The organism is Aeromonas sp., assembly GCF_050633025.1.
In the GTDB taxonomy this organism is placed as follows: domain Bacteria; phylum Pseudomonadota; class Gammaproteobacteria; order Enterobacterales; family Aeromonadaceae; genus Aeromonas.
The window spans coordinates 28344-46459 of the sequence record NZ_JBODRQ010000012.1; the positions used below are offsets into that span (position 1 = coordinate 28344).

The following is an 18116-nucleotide window of genomic DNA, read 5'->3' on the forward strand; positions in this document are numbered from 1 at the left end:
TAGGGGAAAGTGATGGTCAGGGTAAGCGGCAGTGGAAAGGAATTGAAACGAATTTGTTGGCTGATTGTGGCGGGCCTGCTGGGCGCCTGCACACCCGCCCCCGAATTTACCGATGCAACAGGGCAGTCGGTCAGCGTGCGCCACTTTGCCGGCAAGCCGCTGCTGGTCAACTACTTCGCCCCCTGGTGCGCCCCCTGTCTGCGGGAGATGCCGCGCCTCAACAGGCTGGCAGCGGAGGGCCAGATCACAGTGGTGGCCATCAACTACGACCCGATCACACCAGCAGAGCTGGACAAGCTGGCCGCGCAGTACCACATCAAGGTGCCGCTCCTTATTGCCAATGAAGATGCCAGGCTCCCCTTCCCTCGCCCAAGCGGGCTACCCACCAGCTATCTGCTCGACAGTGAGGGCAAGCTCACGCAGACGCTGGTCGGCGAGCTCGACCAGCAGCAGATCGAGATGCTCAAGGCGACCGCCAGCAGCATGAGTCACTAGCCCATCGCTGCTATCACCGTCCCCCACATCAACGCCACCGCCATAAACAACAAGGGCGCACCATAGTGCGCCCTTGTTTGATAGGTTTCGTTAGCCCTTGAGGCTGTCGAGATCCTTCTTGGCCCGCTCCAGCTCGGTGATGCGCGCCTCCAGACGAGCCAGGGTCATCCGGTCGCTGGTGGTACCGCGCGCCACGATCAGCTCATCGATGGCCGCCTGATAATCCCCGCGCAGCGCGAGCATTTCGGCCCGCGCCATATGCAGATCGGTCATTCTGCCCGCCTTGCGATAGGCATCGGCTAGCAGGTTCCAGGCCAGATTGTTCTCCTCATGGGCACGGGCATAGGGGTCAAGGATGGCGATGGACTTCTTGTAGTTGCCGCTCTCGAGGTAGGCGTTGCCGAGGTTGACCACCACCACTTCGTTATCCGGCATCCGGCTGCGGAACTTCTCGAGGCGAGCGATGGCCTGGGCGCTGCGCCCCTTGGCCAGATCGATGTCGGTCTGGGCATCGACGATAAAGAGATCTTCCGGATGACGGGCCGCCAGCTCCTGCATCAGGGTATCCGCCTCGTCGGTGCGCTTGAGCTGGATCAGCGCCAGCGCCTTGCCATAGATGGCGGCATCCTTGAGCGGATAATCCCCCTTCTGGATCCGGCTATCGAAGTAGCTCAGCAGCCCCTGCGGGGTATCGGTACCAAAACGCACCTGAATCCGCACCTTGGCCAGCCAGAAGTCGAGGCTGGTCGGCAAGTCGCGGCGGCCATAGCTGCCTGCACGGGCGCGAGCCTCGCTGATCCGGGTCTCCGGCAGCGGGTGAGTGAGCAGCATTTCCGGCGGCTTGCTGGCGTAACGGTATTCGGCAGCCAGTTTCTGGAAGAAGTTGGCCATCCCCATGGGATCGAAACCGGCATCGTAGAGGGTCTTCATGCCGATCCGGTCCGCTTCATATTCGTTGTCGCGGGTGTAGTTGATGGCCGACTGCATGGAGAGGCCCAACGTGGTCTGCAGCGCGGCGATACCGGCGGTCGGGTTGATCACCGCCAGCGCGATGGAGCCCACCAGACCGGCCAGGGTCACCGCCGAGCTGCTCGCCTGCGCCTCCATATAACGGGCGATATGGCGCTGGGTCACGTGGGTGATTTCGTGGGCCAGTACCGAGGCCAGCTCGCTCTCGCTGTCGGCGTAGAGGAACAGACCGGTATGCACCTTGACTCGCCCGCCAAGGAAGGCGGCCGCGTTGATGGTGGGATCATTGATGAGGAAGAAGGTAAACGGGAAACGCACCCCATCGGCGTTGGTCAGCAGTCGCTGACCCAGATCGTCAATGTACTGGCTAAGCACCGGATCATCGATGATCGGCAAGCCGGCACGGGCAAAGCGCATGAAGGCGTTGCCATAGCGTACCTCCTGCTCGATGGGCAGGGCCGATACCCCGGCGGTGCCTATGTCGGGAAGCTGATTGTTGGCCTCGGCATGAAACGTGGCGCCCATCAGGGAAGCCAGCAGGGGAAGCGATGCCATCAGGGGGGAAAAACGTGCCACGTTATCTCTATCTCCATCAGAAAGGGCCTCGGCAGAATACCCTTGCCCATCAAGGGCTACAAGCGTTGTTTCATGCTCCTATCACGGCCATAATAGCGGCCACCTGCCTGATGGAGCCCCCATGGAAGTTCTCGACCTGACCCCCTGGCGTTGCCCCGAGCCGCTGATCCGGCTCAAGCTCTGGTTAAGGGAGGCCCAAAGCGGTCAAACCGTCACCATCCTGTTGGCAGATGCGGGCTCCCGGCAGGATATTCCGGCCTATCTGCACCGTCAGGGCCACCATGTCGAGATGCAGCAACAACCAGACAATACCCTCTCTTTGCAGTTGGTTGTCGGGGCGAAACAACCATCTTGAGCCCCAGTGATGTAAGGATGCCGTCATGTTAGAAGTATTAAAGCGCTGGTATCAGACCCGTTTTTCCGATCCCGATGCCGTTACCCTTTTCCTGTTGCTGGTGTTCTGCTTCACCATCATCTGGCTGTTTGGCGATCTGCTGGCCCCCCTGCTGGTGGCGCTGGTAATGGCCTATCTGCTGGAGTGGCCGGTCGCCCGGCTGCAAAAAGCGGGGCTGTCGCGCACTCTGGCCACCAGCGTCATTCTGATCCTCTTTATTGCGGTGGCGGTGGCCTCCTTGCTGGGTCTTATCCCGACGCTGGTCAGTCAGGGGATCAATCTGGCCAAAGAGGCGCCGGCCATGCTGACCCACGCTCAGGATTATGTGCGCACCCTGCCGGACAAATATCCCGAGCTCATCGACGTCAGTCTGGTGGAGACCGTCATCGACAACATCCGCCAGCGCATCCTCAGTGGCGGCGAGCATCTGGTTAGCGCCTCCCTCAGCTCGCTGGTCAACGTGGTGGCCATCATGATCTACCTCATTCTGGTGCCGCTGATGGTCTTCTTTATGCTCAAGGACAAGCGGGTACTGATGGGCAACCTGCGCCGCTTCCTGCCGCGCAACCGCACCCTGGTCAACCGGGTGTGGGTCGAGATGAACAACCAGATCATCAACTACATCCGCGGCAAGGTGATCGAGATCCTCATCGTCGGGATTGCCACCTATGTCCCCTTCGCCCTGATGGGACTGCGCTACTCGGTGCTGCTGGCGGTCGCGGTCGGCTTCTCGGTGCTGATCCCCTATATCGGCGCCGCCGTGGTGACGGTGCCGGTGGCCATGGTCGCCCTGTTCCAGTGGGGCCTCACCCCCGAGTTCGCCTGGCTGATGGTGGCCTATCTGGTGATCCAGGCCCTCGACGGCAACCTGCTGGTGCCGGTGCTCTTCTCGGAAGCCGTCAACCTCCATCCGGTGGCCATCATCATCGCCGTGCTGGTCTTTGGCGGCTTGTGGGGATTCTGGGGGGTCTTCTTCGCCATTCCCCTCGCCACCCTGGTCAAGGCGGTGATCAATGCCTGGCCCCAGCGGGAAGAGGCAGCCAACAGCGCAAGCTGATACCGCGCCATGATGCAAGCGCTATCAAAACGGGAGCCATTGGCTCCCGTTTTGGGTAGGTCACATCGCGCCAATATGGCACCACACCGGGTCACAGGGTGGCCAGAAACGCGCTCAACTGCGCATTGACGAAAGTGGGATTCTCCAGCGTCGAGATATGCCCGGCAGCCGGGATCTCCTTGAACGGACAACCCAGCACTTCGGCCATCAGATAGCCCTCCAGCACCGGACGGGCCTTGTCTTCGCAACCGGTCATCACCAGCGCAGGAACCGTCACCTCTTCCAGCCACTCGATACGATCTTCGCGAGTGACAAAACTGCGCCCCACCGTCACCATGGCGGCAATCTTCTCGTTTGGCCAGGCAGCAAGGCGTGCCTTGAAGCCACTCATCAGCGCCTCATCAGGCTGATTGGCAAAAAAGAGCGGCGCCACCTGTCCGATGATGGGCGCCGGCACGGTGCCTAGCTGCTCGATCATCGCCAGCATGCCGAGGTAACGCTCGCAGGTGATCTGCGGTTCCAGGCCGACAAAACTGTCCATCAGCACCAGACCCTTGAGTCGGTTTGGCACCATGCGCGCCAGCTCCACACCCCACATGCCGCCGATGGAGAGGCCCACCAGTACGAACTCGTCAACCCCGAGGGCATCGAGCAGCGCCAGGTGATCCCGCGCCAGAGTCGCCAGGGTGCAGCCACCTTCGGGGAGCAGGTCGGAATCGCCGTGGCCCCACAGCTCGGGAACGATGCAGCGATAGCTGCCCTTGAGCGCCTCGATTTGCGGCGCCCACATGGCGCTGTCCCACAGATAGCTGTGACCAAACAGCAGTACCGGCCCTTGCCCTTCGTCCAGATAGGCCATCCGACGGCCCGCTATCTCCATAAAATGCTTCATGTTATCTCCTGTTGCCAGCGATGGGCGGGCAGTGTATCACGTCCCCCTTGGCAGGTGACGCCTCTCTAGTGCAAGCTGACAGTGACTCAAAGAAGTCACCCATGAAAGGATGCCAAAAGGAGAAGCCCATGGCGAAGGAGAAGAGCAAGAAGCGGCCGCGGTTGGACAAGAAGTGCTACGAGCACCACCTTACCCATCTGCAGGAGGAGCTGGTCAAGCTGCAGGAGTGGGTCAAGCAGGAGGGGCTCAAGGTGGTGGTGCTGTTCGAGGGACGGGACGCCGCCGGCAAGGGGGGCGTCATCAAGGCGATCACCGAGCCGCTCAACCACCGGGTCTGCCGTGTGACGGCGCTGCCCGCTCCCTCAGACAGGGAACGTTCCCAGTGGTACTTTCAGCGCTATGTCGCCCACCTGCCCGCCGCTGGCGAGATGGTGCTGTTTGACCGCTCCTGGTACAACCGCGCCGGGGTAGAGCGGGTGATGGGCTTTTGCAGCGACGCCGAGTATCGCGAGTTTCTGCGCGCCTGCCCCGAGTTCGAGCGGATGCTGATCCGCTCCGGCATCACCCTGATCAAATACTGGTTCTCGGTCTCCGATGAGGAGCAGGAGAAGCGCTTCAAGGAGCGGATCAACACCCCCATCAAGCGCTGGAAGTTCAGCCCGATGGACTTGCAGTCCCGCTCTCGCTGGGTGGAATACTCCCGCGCCAAGGATGACATGTTCACCTACACCGACACCGAGGATTGTCCCTGGTTCGTGGTGGAGGCAGATGACAAACGCCGTGCCCGCCTCAACTGCATCACTCATCTGCTGGGCAAGGTGCCCTACGAGACGATCCACTATGAGCCCCTCAAGCTCCCCCCCATCAAAACCGAAGGGTATGAGCGCCCGCCGCTGGCCAGCCAGACCTTTGTGCCCGATATTACCGCCGAACTCGAGGCTTGAACCGGGTTACCTTGCCTATCTGCATGTTCAAATCGCAGGCAATAAAAAGCCGGTCTGACGACCGGCAAAAAGGCATTGATTATTAAGAAAGGAAAACCAGCACAACAAAAAATCAGGTACGGATATATTTGGCGGTACGGGGGAACGCCTGCTCCTTGGCATCGAACAGGTAGCAGGCTTCGGCCGGGATACCCACGCTGTAGGTTTGACCGGTCGCCACATCCACATCCGAGGTAGCCTTGACGGTAAAGTCGTGACCATCCACATCCATATAAACGAAGGACTCGGCGCCCAGGTGCTCGGCCACCTGCACGATCCCGCTCACCTTGCTGTGTGCATGGGGGTGATCCAGCGGCATCAGATGCTCGGGGCGAATACCCAGCTCCACCTTGTCACCCACAGCGCCACTGCGGGCATCAACACGGGCACGCACGGTATCGCCAGAGGTCAACTTGACCAGGCACTCCTGCTCGCCAATCTCCAGCAACTCGCCCGCCAGGAAGTTCATCTTGGGAGAGCCGATAAAGCCCGCCACGAACTTGTTGTCCGGGTTGTGGTAGAGATCCAGCGGTGAACCGAACTGTTCCAGGTTGGTGGCAGCTTCGGCCTTGAGCGGGCTCAGCACCACAATCTTGTCGGCCAGGGTCATCGCTTCCACCTGATCGTGGGTCACGTAGATGATGGTGGAGTTGAGCTCTTTGTGCAGCTTGGCGATCTCGATCCGCATCTTGACCCGCAGCGCGGCGTCGAGGTTGGAGAGCGGCTCATCAAACAGGAACACCTGTGGCTGCTGTACGATGGAGCGACCGATGGCAACCCGCTGGCGCTGGCCGCCGGAGAGCGCCTTGGGCTTGCGGTCCAGCAGTGGCTCGAGACCCAGGATCTCGGCTGCGCGCATGACCCGAGCGTGAATGCTCTCCTTGTCCATCTTCTTGAGCTTCAGACCAAAGGCCATGTTCTCGTAGATGTTCATGTGCGGATAGAGGGCGTAGGACTGGAACACCATGCCGACGTTGCGCTCGACTGGCGGCACGTCGTTCATGTAACGACCACCGATGGTCAGCTCACCGCTGGTGATGTCTTCCAGACCTGCAATCATCCGCAGCAGGGTGGATTTGCCGCAGCCGGACGGGCCGACGAAGACGATGAACTCCCCTTCCTTGATGGAGAGGTTGATGTTGCGCAGGGTGTCCTTGTGAACAGCCGGATCGTAATTTTTGCGAACGTTGTTGAGTACTACTTCAGCCATGACGAGCTCCGCTCTTGAATCTTTGCAAATCGTGATAGCGGGGGGAGTCAGCTCCCCCGGCCATAAACTTAACCTTTCACACCGCCAGCAGTCAGACCGCCAACCAACCAGCGCTGTGCCAACAGGAAGACCACTGTGATGGGGAAACCGGAGAGCACTGCGGCCGCCGCAAAATCACCCCACAGATAGTTCTGCGGATAGAGGTACTGCTGGGCCCCGACCGCCAGGGTCAGATTGTTCACATCCTGAAGCAGGATGGAGGCCATGGGCACCTCGGTAATGGAACCGATAAAGGCCAGAATAAACACTACCGCCAGGATGGGCACCGACAGGGGCAACAGGATCAGACGGAATGCCTGCCACGGAGTCGCACCGTCGATGGCCGCCGCCTCCTCCAGGGAGGAGTCGATGGTCTCGAAGTAGCCCTTGATGGTCCAGACGTGGAGGGCAATCCCCCCCATGTACGCCAGGATCAGGCCACCGTGGGTGTTGAGACCGAGCCAGGGGATGTAGTCACCAATCTTGTTAAAGAGCGCGTAGATAGCTACCAGCGCCAACACCGCCGGGAACATCTGGAAAATCAGCATGCCCTGCAGGATGGTGGACTTGCCACGAAAACGCAGGCGGGCAAAGGCGTAAGCACAGGTGGTGGAGAGCGTCACGATCATCAGGGCAGTGATGCCGGCGATCTTGATGGAGTTCCACAACCAGGTCAGCACCGGGAACGGCGGCGGCGTGATGCTGCCGTCGGCGTTGGTGATAGACATGCCCAGCGCCAGCTTCCAGTGATCCAGCGTCGGATTGGAGGGGATGATCTCCCCTACCGCGAAGTTACCGTTACGGAACGAGATGGCGATAACCATGATCAACGGGAAGATGATCAATGCCAGGAAGCCCCACATGACCAGGTGGGTTGCCCACACCCGGTATTTGACTGATTTGGGTTGTACGATTGCCATGTTGAAGCCTCCTTACAGCTGCTTGTCGGCTTTGGACAATTTCAGGTTGAGCAGCGCCAGCGCACCCACGATGAGGAAGATAGCTGTGGCGATGGCACTGGCCAGACCGTAGTCCTGACCACCCGATCCCTGGAACGCAATCCGGTAGGTATAACTCACCAGCAAGTCGGTGGTACCGGCCGGGGTGCTGGCGCCTATGATGTCCGGCGCACCGTTGGTCAACAACTGGATAAGCACGAAGTTGTTGAAGTTGAAGGCGAACGAGGCAATCAACAGCGGTGTCAGCGGCTTCATCAACAGCGGCACGGTGATCTTGAAGAAGTTCTGTACCGGGCCGGCACCGTCCATGGCGGACGCTTCATAGAGATCTTCCGGAATCGCTTTGAGCAGGCCCATGCAGAGGATCATCATGTAGGGGTAGCCGAGCCAGGTGTTGACGATCAGGATCATCACCTTGGCCAGGAAGGGGTTGGTATACCAGTCCGGCTTGATGCCAAACGCCGCTTCCAGGAACATGTTGATCTCACCGAAGTTCTGGTTGAACAACCCCTTGAACACCAGGATGGAGATAAACGCCGGGATCGCATAGGGCAGGATCAACATGACCCGATAGAAACCACGCCCCTTAAGCTCTTCCCACTGCACCAGACAGGCCAGCACCATGCCGATAGCCAAGGTGAAGGCGACAGAACAGGTTGAGAAGATCACGGTCCAGATGAAGATCTGCAGGAAGGGTGACTGGATGCCCGGATCGGTGACGATGCGCGCGAAGTTCTTCCAACCGACGCTGACCACAAAGCCCGGAGCAATCCCCTTGCCGACAAACTGACCCTGTTCGTCGATGTACTGATAGAAGCCGGTCTCGCCATTGGGCAGCATCAGCTCGCCATTCTGGGTATCACGCAGCAGGTTGCTGTCTTTGATCACCACGCCGGACTTGAGCACGGCACCATCCATCAGACGGGTGTACTGCTGCTTCTGGGCGGCAAACTTGCGCAGGCTGCTCAGGGTCAGGTGGGTACCACCATCCGGCAGCACCAGATCAAGGTCACTCAGGTGAGTACGATGCTCAACAATGGCGCGGATCGGTGCGGCCTTGCTGGCAGCTTCGCCAGTGAAGGGCTGCAGTTCAACCACTTGCTGGGTGTTCTGCACACGGCCCTCGCGGGACGCCAGCTCACGGGCCTTGTTGGTCATCAGGGAGACAGGTTGGCTGATAAAGGATTGATCATCCTGTGTCAGCAGCAGCTGGAACTGGCCGTTGTCGCCACCCAGCAAGGTAAAATCGAATTCACCGCCCGCCACCTTGTAGGTTTTCTTCAGGTGGTAGTCCCGCGCCTGCTCCACGGAGAGCAAGTTGGACCCCGAATAGTTGGTGAAGGCAATGCCAATGGTGTAGGCAAGAGGGAAGATGATAAACACAACCATGCCAGCCACACCCGGAAAGATGTAGCGATGGGCATAGGTCTTCTTGTTCATGAAGACATACAGACCGACGGAAACCACCACCAGATCCAGCAGCGCGAATACCCACTCGCCACTGGCGTACATCATCACGGCTGCGTAACCGTTGAGGATGGCAACCAGGGCCGCGATAGTCCACTTAAGCCAGGTGTGCTTATCCTTCGGACCGGCATAGGACTCAACAGAAGGTACTACTTCCATGCCAATTAACCTTTATAACGCCAAGAGAGATTTGAGAGAGTGGGAGGCCATGACGGCCTCCCGGGTAGTACGTGCTTACTGAACGATACGCTTGGCAGCGGTATCCAGTGCTTCGTCAACACCCTGACGACCGGAGGTCACGTTCTTGAGGGCAGTTTCGAAGGAGGACCAGAAACGGCTCATCTCGGGAACGGATGGCATCGGCTCGCCAGCCTGGGCGTTCAGCATGGTGGCCTTGATGTGCGGATCGGATTCCAGAGTCTTCTGGAAGGATTTCAGCGCAACGGCACCCAGCGGCTTGTCGGCGTTAACCGGCGCCAGACCGGCATCGGTCAGCAGGTAGTTTTCCAGGAACTCGATAGCCAGATCCTTGTTCGGGCTGGCGGCGTTAATAGTGGCCCCCAGTACGCCAACGAAGGCTTTGGCCGGCTTGCCGTTCAGGGTCGGCAGCGGCGCTACGCCGTACTTGATGCCGCTCTTGTCCAGGTTGCTCCAGGCCCAGGGACCGTTGATCATCATGGCCACTTCGCCCTTGTTGAACTTGGCGTCCATCACACCGTAGTCGATGCCTTTTTCCAGGTGACCGGACTTGATCATCTCGGAGATGTAGCCTACGCCCATCTTGGCACCTGCGTTGTTCACGCCGGTATCTTTGACGTCATAACCGGTAGCGGTTTTCTTGAAGGCGTAACCACCGTTGGCAGCCACCAGCGGATAGCTGAAGTACGGGGTGTCATACGCCCACATGATGGCGCGCTTGCCGTTTTTCTTCAGAGTCTCGTCAATCTTGGCGATCTCTTCGAAGGTTTTCGGCGGCTCGGGCAGCAGGTCTTTGTTATAGATCAGGCTGACCGCTTCCATGGCAACCGGGTAGCCATAGGTTTTGCCATCAACAGTCATGGCATCCCATGCCAGCTGTTCAAATTTGCCTTTGGTGGCCGCATTCGGCGTTACCGGAACCAGCAAACCGGCTTTGACCCACTCACCGTAACGGTCGTGAGCCCAGAAGAAGATGTCCGGGCCGTTGCCAGTGGCGGCGGCTTGCTGGAATTTCACTTCAACCTGATCCGGGTGAGCCACAGTAACCTTGATGCCGGTTTCTGCTTCAAACTTCTTACCCACTTCAGCCAGACCGTTGTATCCCTTGTCACCGTTGATCCAGATGGTCAGCTGGCCTTCATCGATGGCAGCAGTAGCAGAGCAAGCGACGCCAAGAGTGGCCAGACCGATCAGGGATGACAGCAATTTCTTTTTCATGAGCCTTTCCTTGTATTAGTTCCGCGCTGTAAGAGCATTGTGTGCGAGATGAATATTATCCCAAGCAGCAAACGGCTCACATGACGCAACTCGCATTTTTGAAATGCAATTACGTATTTCCTTCCAGAAAGTTTTGAAAACATTTTCTTATTTCAGGGATTTACGGCCATTTATCGGCTTAATTCCAGACAAACACAGAATAATAATTACCAAAATGAAATAAAATTTCACGAATGAAAGGGTTTTCACCTCAATGAAAACCCTTTCATGTGATTTATTTTGTTTGATTTGTTAACAAAATACCGCGCCAGTTTCGAGGTCTGCCCAGGCGCGATAAAAAAAGAGACCCCGCCGGGGCGGAGTCTCTTTTTGCCAGAAATGACGAGTTGATCACACTCGGGAGCATGACTACGACTGGCGCAGCAGCTGATCCTTGAGGTTGGGCGGTACCCCCTTGATGGTCAGGGTGTCGGTTTGCGGGTCATAAAACACACGGCTGTTCAACAACTTCTGCTCAAAACTCAGGGTCAGACCGCCGCCGGAGCCGACAAATTTGGTCAGGCCGCGCAGGGTAGACCGATCCGCCGGGAAGCGCTCTTCCAGTTCATACTCCTGACCGATAAAGCTGTAAAAATCGAGGTCACCGTCGTCAGGCAATTCAGCAGACAGCTCCTTGATCTCGATCTCTTCACCGGCACTCGCCTGCTCGGTGCAATATTTGAAAACCTGCTTTTTATAGTCATTGCGCTCGGTCGGTTCGAGCTGGCGACTGTCGCAATAATCTTCTACCGCCTGCAGCAACCCTTTATTCTGGATCTTGGCATCCATTCCTTCACGGGCACCCAGCAGATCCATAAAGAAGTCGCCCAGCTTGCGACCAATGCGTCCCTTGCTGAAGGTGATATAGCGGCGCGAATCCGGCTGGGTTTTCCATTCGGTCAAATCAATGCGGGCCACCAGATTGAGTTTGCCGATATCCAGATACTGGATATGACGCAATTCCAGCGCTTCGCTGACGGTGACGCTCTCCTTGCCCTCCAGCAGAGCAATCAGCAGATAATCGACCCCGACATAATTGTATTTGGCAAACAGCAGCACCCCCTGCTCATCGAGGGCGTGCTCCACCAGCTGCTTGACCAGCATCTGGGTCACGGTGACCGAGAAAGGCACAAATTCGGTCTGCTCGTCGAGCAGCTGTTCGAGGGCGATACGAAACTCGGGGGAAGGCTGCTTGGGAGCATCGATACCGTCGGCCAGATCGGCGACGGTGGCCTCGGGGTTGGCAAAGAAGCCAAAGCCCTTACCGCCCTTGCCGTTATAGATCCGATGCAGTTCCGCCATCAGTCCCTGTACCGCCTCATCAGGGGGCAGGGTCTGGCTGCGGGTATCGGCGTGGGGTTGACCATCGCCGCCCTGGCGCAAGGAGTGAAGAATGATCTTGTCGATATCGAGACTCATGTCACAAAGCCATAGTGTTAGCCGAAAGGGTGAAGTATTATAAGGCGCTTTGAACCGAGATGAACTGAAGATTATGCCTATCGTATCAAAGTACAATAACGAGCAATTTGACGCCCTGATGAACGACCTGATCACCGCGCTGGAAAAGCATAAAGCGCCGGTAGATCTCAGCCTTATGGTGCTTGGCAATCTGACCACCAATATCATCAACGGTATGGCACCGGCCCAGCGCCAGGCCATCACTGAAAAGTTTGTCCAGGCCCTGACCGCATCGGTCGATAATCGCCACGACGCACACTGAGTCCCCGACTCTGTTGATTTGACGTTTCTCAACGCAGAGGGATCACTATGGTCGAAACCGGTAACCCCTATCGTGATAATGTCTCTCGCCTGATCACCTGGGGGCATTGGTTCTCCTTCTTCAACATTATTCTGGCCATGCTCATCGCCACCCGTTATCTGGGTGCCATCAGCTGGCCATCGACCACGCTTGGCGTGATCTATCTCGTTGTAAGCTGGATTGGCCACTTCTCGTTTCTGAGTTTTGTCACCTACCTGTTGACGATCTTCCCGCTCAGCTTCGTGCTGCCCAAGGAGAAGTCGTTGCGGTTCATCTCGGCCATCATCGCTACCCTGGCGCTGGTGCTGCTGCTGATCGACACCCAAGTATTCCGGCTGTTCAAGTTCCACCTCAACAGTCAGGTATGGCAGTTGCTGCTGGATCAGGCACAAACCGAAGAGGGCTCAATCTGGAGCATCATCTTCGTTGCCGTGCCCACCATCTTCCTGCTGCAACTGCTGCTGTCGGCCTATGTCTGGCGTAAGATCAACAAGCGCAAGCGCCGCCAGTACGGCAATCAGGTGGGGCTGGCCCTGCTGATCTGCTTTATTCTGACCCACCTAGTCAATAGCTGGGCGGATGCGACCCTCTATCAGCCCATCACCATGCAGAGAGCCAACTTCCCCCTCTCCTACCCCATGACGGCCCGCTCCTTCCTGGCCAAACATGGCTGGCTGGATCTGGATCAATACGAGAAGCAGGCAGCCTCCCAGGGGGATAACAGCGACAGCCGGATGCACTACCCGCTGCGCCCGCTCAACGTCAACGCGCCCCTGACCCACAACAATCTGCTGATTGTGGTGGTCGACTCATTGCGTTTTGACATGCTCAACAACATCAACATGCCCAATCTGCAGCGCTATGCGGATCAGCACCTGACTTTCCGCAATCACTTGAGTGGCGGCAACGACGATCTGATGGGGATGTTCAGCCTCTTCTACGGGTTGCCCGGCCACTACTACAAGGAGATCAGCAGTGACAAGCGTCCACCGGTGCTGTTCGACGAGATGCTGCGCCAGGATTACCAGTTCGGGCTGTTCGGTGCGATGGAAGATGCCCAGAAGTATCGCAAGAGCATTCTCGCCGGTCTGCGCAAACAGGTGTTTGTCTCCGAGCAGAGTGACGATGGCAAGCTGCTGACCGACTGGCAGCAGTGGCTGGAGAAGCGCTCTCCCGAGCGCCCCTGGTTCTCGCTGGTCTATCTCTCGAGCCCGGGCGACTACCAGTTACCCGCCACCATGAAGGGGCCGTTCCAACCGGAGCTTGCCAACTTCAATCCGGCGACCGCCTATCGGGCGGAGAACCTGCAAAAACTGGAGAACCGCTACAAGAACTCGGTCTTCTATACCGACCAGTTGCTTGAGCAGATGCTGACCAAATTGCAGTCGCAGGGGATGGACAGCAACACCATCGTCGTCATCACCTCCAACCACGGCCAGGAGTTCAACGACACCCGCAGCAACAGCTGGGGCGCAGGCAGCAACTACTCACCCTATCAGGTGCAGGTACCGCTGGTACTGGCCTGGCCGGGGCGTGGCAGTGACGTTCGGGAACAACCGAGCAGCCATTTCGATCTGGCGCCGACCCTGATGCAGGGGATGCTGGGCGTGCGCAATCCTGCGCGCGATTACAGCGTTGGCCGCTCGCTGTTTGATACCAGCCCGCGCAACTGGCTGCTGGCAGGGGATCAGAACGACTTCGCCATCTATGAAGGGGACACCATCACCCACTTCAACAAGCAGGGTGACTTCGAACTGCTGGAGCGCAACAGCTATCGCCCGATCAAGCACGGCACACCGGATATGGGCGCCATGATCGAAGTGATGAACGAGCTGAACCGCTTCTATCGCAACCAATGAAGTCCGCGCTGATGTGTCAATCAGCATCGAAAAATGACCAGTGATCAGCGTCCAAAATTGACCAGGGTTAGCTGGCTGATTTCATCTGATCTAACCCACTCTCGATGGACACCTGGTTAAGTGAGTAAAATCACTGACAGAGGTACATCATGACCAAAGCAACGAACGAACAGAAAACATCCAGAACCCGTTACTCTCAACAATACAAGGAAGAAGCCTTGGCTCTGGCCGAGCGCGTCGGAATGAGCAAGGCCGCCATCCAATTAGGCCTCAAAGAAGCCCAGCTCTACGCTTGACGCACCAAGGCCAAGCAACTCATGGATGCGGGGGAGCGCGAGCAGCAACTCGCCGATGAAAATGTCCGACTCAAGCGCCAACTGGCAGAGCAAGCAGAAGAGTTGGCTCTGGTAAAAAAAGCCGCCGCGTACTTTGCCAAACACCTGAAGTGAAGTACGCCTTTATGGCCGAGCATATCCGGCAGTTCAAGGTGACCACCATGACCCGCATCCTGGGTGTGGCCCGCTGCGGTTTTTATGCCTGGCGGACCAGGCAGGGCATGGTCTCTGCTCGAGCCCAGATGCGACATCAACTGGACGTTCAGGTGGCCGAGACCTTTGCCGCTGCCAAGGGGCGTTGTGGGGCTATCCGTATCACCAAAATCCTGGCGAAACAGGGCGCTGTGCATAACCGAAAAACGGTGGCCAAGAGTCTGCAGCGTCAGGGATTACGGGCCAAAGCAGCACGCAAGTTCAAGGCAACCACCCAGAGTCGGCACAACCTGCCGGTAGCCGGCAACCTGTTGGCACAGGATTTTAGCGCCAGCGCCCCCAACCAGAAGTGGGCCGGTGATATCACTTACCTTTGGACCGATGAAGGATGGCTCTATCTGACGGTGGTGCTGGACCTCTATTCCCGCCGCATCATCGGCTGGGCCATGTCCGAGCGCATGACGGCCCAGTTGGTCTGCGATACCTTACAAATGGCGCTGGAGCGACGTCGGAACCCCCGGGGGGTCATCGTCCATAGCGACCGGGGCAGCCCAGTATTGCTCCCATGATTATCAGGCGTTGTTGAATGCCCACGGCCTGCGCGGCAGCATGAGCGCCAAAGGCAATTGTTATGACAATGCCTGCTCGAAGAGCTTCTTTCACTCGTTGAAGGTGGAAGCAATCCATGGCGAGCGGTTCACGACCCGAGCCCAGATGCGGGCAAGGGTATTCGAGTACATAGAGGTCGATTACAATCGACATCGCCTGCACAGCACTCTGGGTTACCAAACCCCAGAGGAGTTTGAGAAGGTAGCTGCTTAACCCGGTGTCCACGATTACTGGGTCAGATCAAAAAAACTGTGTGGATCAAATGTGGGCACTGGAGAAAAAGAAAAAGGCCGCTATTTCTAGCGGCCTTTGTAACTCATTGATTTTAATGGTGCCCGAGGCCGGAATCGAACCGGCACGCCTCGAAAAGCGAGGGATTTTAAATCCCTTGTGTCTACCGATTTCACCACTCGGGCACCGCAATCGGTATCAAGCTCGCGTGGCGGGCTTGTCAATATGGAGGCACGTTCCGGAGTCGAACCGGACTAAACGGATTTGCAATCCGCTGCATAACCGCTTTGCTAACGCGCCATGCAAAAGAGAGTTGGCTCTCTATTGTCTGAATTTGGAGCGGGAAACGAGACTCGAACTCGCGACCCCGACCTTGGCAAGGTCGTGCTCTACCAACTGAGCTATTCCCGCATCGGTCTGGCTGATTGCCTGACTACGAGGACGCATTCTAGCGATGTTCCCCGCCCAGTCAACCAGAAATATTTAATTAACTGATCGTTCGAGCGTTTTTTGCCCTTTTTGCACACTTTTAGCATCTTTGGCCGTTTCTTGTCTGAAATTGCTAGAAACGGCCTATTACTGTCTAATCACTCAGCAGCTGGAGTGATGGGTCAGATCGCTCCACGCAGCCTTCATATACTGGAACATCGACCAGAAGGTGAGCACAGTAGCGACATAGAGCATCAGATAGGCGAGCCATACCATCCAGACGTTGTATTGCCAGATCAGGCCGGTGAGCGACACCATCTGGATCATGGTCTTCCACTTGCCAATCCAACTGACGGCCACCGAGGAGCGTTTGCCGAGCTCGGCCATCCACTCGCGCAGAGCGGAGATGATGATCTCGCGGCCAATCATGGTCATGGCGGGGATAGTCACCCAGATGGTGTTGTAGTGTTCGACGATGACCACCAGTGCAGCAGCAACCATGATCTTGTCGGCAACCGGGTCAAGGAAAGCGCCAAAAGCGGTGGACTGATTGAGCTTGCGGGCCAGATAGCCATCAAACCAGTCGGTGACGGCGGCCAGAATAAAGACGATGGCGGCAGCCAGATAGGACCATTGATAAGGCAGATAGAACAGGATGACGAAGACAGGAATGAGCAAAATCCGGAAAAACGTCAACTGGTTAGGTATGTTTGTCATTATTTTCAGCCACTTCTTGTTCATCGCAACATAGTGCGCCAAAGCCGATTTTCGATGCAACCGCACTGGCGCCCGTCTTGGTCTTGTAAATCCATCAAGCTTCTCAACAGCAGGGCCATTATGGCATTTACGGCCCCTCCGCGTCACGGCTCTTGTGCATCAAGGAGTTAGCGATTTTGTCATGCAACTAACCCTACTCAGGCGCTGTGCAAGCCATCGTGGATGGTCTGGGCCAGCTCTTGGCTGATGCCGGGCACCTTGGCCAGTTCATCCACGCTCGCCTTTTTCACCTCCTGCAGACCGCCCAGATATTTGAGCAGCGCCTGCCGCCGCTTTGGCCCCACCCCCGGAATATCCTCCAGACTACTGCTGGTGCGGGCCTTGGCCCGTCTGGCACGGTGGCCAGTAATGGCAAAACGGTGAGATTCATCGCGAATATGCTGAATAAGGTGCAAAGCAGGCATATCTGCCGGTAAATGCAGCTCTTCGTGGCTCTCTCCCATGATGAGAGTTTCCAACCCCGCCTTGCGGGTGACCCCCTTGGCGATGCCCACCAGCAGCGGATATTTACCGCCGAGGAACTCCAGCTGACGGGCCAGGATCTCTTCGGCGCGGCGCAACTGGCCGAGGCCACCGTCAATAAACAGCACGTCCGGCACCTTATCGGGCTCCTGCTGCTTGCCAAAGCGGCGCTCCAGCGCCTGCTCCATCGCCGCGTAGTCATCACCGCCGGTGATACAGTCGATATTAAAGCGACGATATTCCGATGAGAGCGGCCCCTCCCGGTTGAACACCACGCAAGAGGCTACCGTGCGCTCCCCCATGGTGTGGGAGATATCGAAACACTCCATGCGGGCGATGGGGCGCTCCAGCTCCAGCAGCTCTTCCAGCTGGTCGTAGCGAGCAGTCATCGTACTCTTGTGGGCAAGCCGCGAGCGTAGCGCCGTCTCGGCGTTGATGGAGGCGAGCTTGATAAAGCGGGCCCGCTCGGCGCGAGTTCGGCTCACCACCCGCACCTTGTAGCCTGCGGTCTGGCTTAGGGTCTCGGCGATGACGTTTTCGTCCTCAAGGGCCACATCGAGCAGCACCTCGCTCGGGATCTGCCGCCCCCCCTGCCCCGACAGATAGAACTGCAGCAGGAAGGATTGCACCACCTCGTCGAGCGGGGTGTCGGCCGGCACTTTCGGGAAGTAGCTGCGCGAGCCCAGCACCTTGCCCTGACGGATAAAGAGCACGTGGATGCAAGCAGCACCTTGCTGGAAGGCGACCCCCACCACATCCAGCTCGTCCAGTACGTTGCCGCTCACCGACTGCTGCTCGGTGACCCGGCGTAGCGCCAGGATCTGATCCCGGTAGCGGGCCGCCTCTTCAAAACGCAGATCGCCGCTGGCAGACTCCATCTTGCCCACCAGCTCGCCTATCACCTGCTGGTTCTTGCCCGCCAGAAACAGCTTGGCCAGCTCCACCTGCTGAGCATATTCGGCCTCGCTCACCAGTCCGGACACGCAAGGGCCGGCGCAGCGCTTGA

15 protein-coding genes, 3 tRNA genes and 1 pseudogene are annotated in these 18116 nt (G+C 57.8%); 7 read left to right on the top strand and 12 right to left on the bottom strand.

Annotation, left to right across the window (positions count from 1 at the left end):
* The first annotated feature begins 12 nt into the window (after positions 1-12).
* The gene (locus ACRAUW_RS03265; RefSeq protein WP_431361138.1) at positions 13-495 is read left to right on the top strand and encodes a TlpA family protein disulfide reductase; all 483 of its coding nucleotides are present in this window, start codon (positions 13-15) and stop codon (positions 493-495) included.
* Positions 496-585: 90 nt separating this feature from the next.
* On the opposite strand, the gene ACRAUW_RS03270 is transcribed toward ACRAUW_RS03265, so the two are convergent.
* The gene (locus ACRAUW_RS03270; protein ID WP_431361139.1) at positions 586-2040 is read right to left on the bottom strand and encodes a beta-barrel assembly-enhancing protease; all 1455 of its coding nucleotides are present in this window, start codon (positions 2038-2040) and stop codon (positions 586-588) included.
* 121 nt (positions 2041-2161) lie between these two features.
* On the opposite strand from ACRAUW_RS03270, the gene ACRAUW_RS03275 reads away from it, so the two are divergent.
* Complete coding sequence (locus tag ACRAUW_RS03275; RefSeq protein ID WP_431361140.1) at positions 2162-2395, top strand: sulfurtransferase TusA family protein; 234 nt, start codon at positions 2162-2164, stop codon at positions 2393-2395.
* Between the two features lie 25 nt (positions 2396-2420).
* Positions 2421-3491, top strand: a complete 1071-nt coding sequence (locus tag ACRAUW_RS03280) for an AI-2E family transporter (RefSeq protein ID WP_431361141.1) — start codon at positions 2421-2423, stop codon at positions 3489-3491.
* Positions 3492-3582: 91 nt separating this feature from the next.
* Here the strand turns inward: ACRAUW_RS03280 and ACRAUW_RS03285 are convergent, their stop codons facing one another.
* The gene (locus tag ACRAUW_RS03285) at positions 3583-4383 is read right to left on the bottom strand and encodes an alpha/beta fold hydrolase (RefSeq protein ID WP_431361142.1); all 801 of its coding nucleotides are present in this window, start codon (positions 4381-4383) and stop codon (positions 3583-3585) included.
* A 128-nt stretch (positions 4384-4511) separates the two neighbouring features.
* Between ACRAUW_RS03285 and ppk2 the strand changes: the two genes are divergently transcribed.
* A complete protein-coding gene (gene ppk2 / locus ACRAUW_RS03290) occupies positions 4512-5327 on the top strand; it encodes a polyphosphate kinase 2 (RefSeq protein ID WP_431361152.1) in 816 nt (271 codons plus the stop codon).
* Positions 5328-5439: 112 nt separating this feature from the next.
* On the opposite strand, the gene ACRAUW_RS03295 is transcribed toward ppk2, so the two are convergent.
* From ACRAUW_RS03295 to yejK, 5 genes are all read right to left on the bottom strand, one after another.
* Positions 5440-6576: an ABC transporter ATP-binding protein gene (locus tag ACRAUW_RS03295; RefSeq protein WP_431361143.1), complete on the bottom strand. Its 1137-nt coding sequence runs from the start codon at positions 6574-6576 to the stop codon at positions 5440-5442.
* A gap of 68 nt (positions 6577-6644) precedes the next feature.
* Positions 6645-7535 carry a maltose ABC transporter permease MalG gene (gene malG, locus ACRAUW_RS03300; protein ID WP_005333868.1) on the bottom strand — a complete coding sequence of 297 codons (891 nt, stop codon included), beginning with the start codon at positions 7533-7535 and terminating at the stop codon, positions 6645-6647.
* Positions 7536-7547: 12 nt separating this feature from the next.
* A complete protein-coding gene (malF, locus tag ACRAUW_RS03305) occupies positions 7548-9200 on the bottom strand; it encodes a maltose ABC transporter permease MalF (protein ID WP_236350904.1) in 1653 nt (550 codons plus the stop codon).
* 75 nt (positions 9201-9275) lie between these two features.
* Positions 9276-10457, bottom strand: a complete 1182-nt coding sequence (malE, locus tag ACRAUW_RS03310; RefSeq protein WP_005333871.1) for a maltose/maltodextrin ABC transporter substrate-binding protein MalE — start codon at positions 10455-10457, stop codon at positions 9276-9278.
* 408 nt (positions 10458-10865) lie between these two features.
* Complete coding sequence (yejK, locus tag ACRAUW_RS03315) at positions 10866-11915, bottom strand: nucleoid-associated protein YejK (protein ID WP_431361144.1); 1050 nt, start codon at positions 11913-11915, stop codon at positions 10866-10868.
* Between the two features lie 73 nt (positions 11916-11988).
* Here yejK and ACRAUW_RS03320 point away from each other — a divergent pair, with 73 nt between their 5' ends.
* The 3 genes and pseudogenes from ACRAUW_RS03320 to ACRAUW_RS03330 all read left to right on the top strand — a co-directional run bounded on the left by ACRAUW_RS03320 (position 11989) and on the right by ACRAUW_RS03330 (position 15424).
* Positions 11989-12216 carry a YejL family protein gene (locus ACRAUW_RS03320; RefSeq protein WP_005333874.1) on the top strand — a complete coding sequence of 76 codons (228 nt, stop codon included), beginning with the start codon at positions 11989-11991 and terminating at the stop codon, positions 12214-12216.
* 47 nt (positions 12217-12263) lie between these two features.
* Positions 12264-14114, top strand: coding sequence for a DUF3413 domain-containing protein (locus tag ACRAUW_RS03325; RefSeq protein WP_431361145.1), 1851 nt, complete (start codon positions 12264-12266; stop codon positions 14112-14114).
* 149 nt (positions 14115-14263) lie between these two features.
* Positions 14264-15424, top strand: a pseudogene (locus ACRAUW_RS03330) (IS3 family transposase).
* A gap of 116 nt (positions 15425-15540) precedes the next feature.
* Here the strand turns inward: ACRAUW_RS03330 and ACRAUW_RS03335 are convergent.
* From ACRAUW_RS03335 to uvrC, 5 genes are all read right to left on the bottom strand, one after another.
* A tRNA-Leu gene (locus ACRAUW_RS03335) sits at positions 15541-15627 on the bottom strand.
* A 41-nt stretch (positions 15628-15668) separates the two neighbouring features.
* Positions 15669-15742: transfer RNA gene (locus tag ACRAUW_RS03340), tRNA-Cys, on the bottom strand.
* Positions 15743-15777: 35 nt separating this feature from the next.
* Positions 15778-15853, bottom strand: a tRNA-Gly gene (locus ACRAUW_RS03345).
* 180 nt (positions 15854-16033) lie between these two features.
* On the bottom strand, positions 16034-16588 hold the full coding sequence (gene pgsA / locus ACRAUW_RS03350) for a CDP-diacylglycerol--glycerol-3-phosphate 3-phosphatidyltransferase (RefSeq protein ID WP_431361146.1): 555 nt from the start codon (positions 16586-16588) through the stop codon (positions 16034-16036).
* Between the two features lie 197 nt (positions 16589-16785).
* Positions 16786-18116 (bottom strand): excinuclease ABC subunit UvrC (gene uvrC, locus ACRAUW_RS03355; protein ID WP_431361147.1); only part of this gene is annotated, 1331 nt, incomplete at its 5' end.

Bases quoted from the DNA above. Each gene is read 5' to 3' on its own strand.
- ACRAUW_RS03265 (WP_431361138.1), top strand. From the start codon at position 13: ATGGTCAGGGTAAGCGGCAGTGGAAAGGAATTGAAACGAATTTGTTGG.
- ACRAUW_RS03275 (WP_431361140.1), top strand. From the start codon at position 2,162: ATGGAAGTTCTCGACCTGACCCCCTGGCGTTGCCCCGAGCCGCTGATC.
- ACRAUW_RS03280 (WP_431361141.1), top strand. From the start codon at position 2,421: ATGTTAGAAGTATTAAAGCGCTGGTATCAGACCCGTTTTTCCGATCCC.
- ACRAUW_RS03285 (WP_431361142.1), bottom strand. From the start codon at position 4,383: ATGAAGCATTTTATGGAGATAGCGGGCCGTCGGATGGCCTATCTGGAC.
- ppk2 (WP_431361152.1), top strand. From the start codon at position 4,512: ATGGCGAAGGAGAAGAGCAAGAAGCGGCCGCGGTTGGACAAGAAGTGC.
- ACRAUW_RS03295 (WP_431361143.1), bottom strand. From the start codon at position 6,576: ATGGCTGAAGTAGTACTCAACAACGTTCGCAAAAATTACGATCCGGCT.
- malG (WP_005333868.1), bottom strand. From the start codon at position 7,535: ATGGCAATCGTACAACCCAAATCAGTCAAATACCGGGTGTGGGCAACC.
- malF (WP_236350904.1), bottom strand. From the start codon at position 9,200: ATGGAAGTAGTACCTTCTGTTGAGTCCTATGCCGGTCCGAAGGATAAG.
- malE (WP_005333871.1), bottom strand. From the start codon at position 10,457: ATGAAAAAGAAATTGCTGTCATCCCTGATCGGTCTGGCCACTCTTGGC.
- yejK (WP_431361144.1), bottom strand. From the start codon at position 11,915: ATGAGTCTCGATATCGACAAGATCATTCTTCACTCCTTGCGCCAGGGC.
- ACRAUW_RS03320 (WP_005333874.1), top strand. From the start codon at position 11,989: ATGCCTATCGTATCAAAGTACAATAACGAGCAATTTGACGCCCTGATG.
- ACRAUW_RS03325 (WP_431361145.1), top strand. From the start codon at position 12,264: ATGGTCGAAACCGGTAACCCCTATCGTGATAATGTCTCTCGCCTGATC.
- pgsA (WP_431361146.1), bottom strand. From the start codon at position 16,588: ATGACAAACATACCTAACCAGTTGACGTTTTTCCGGATTTTGCTCATT.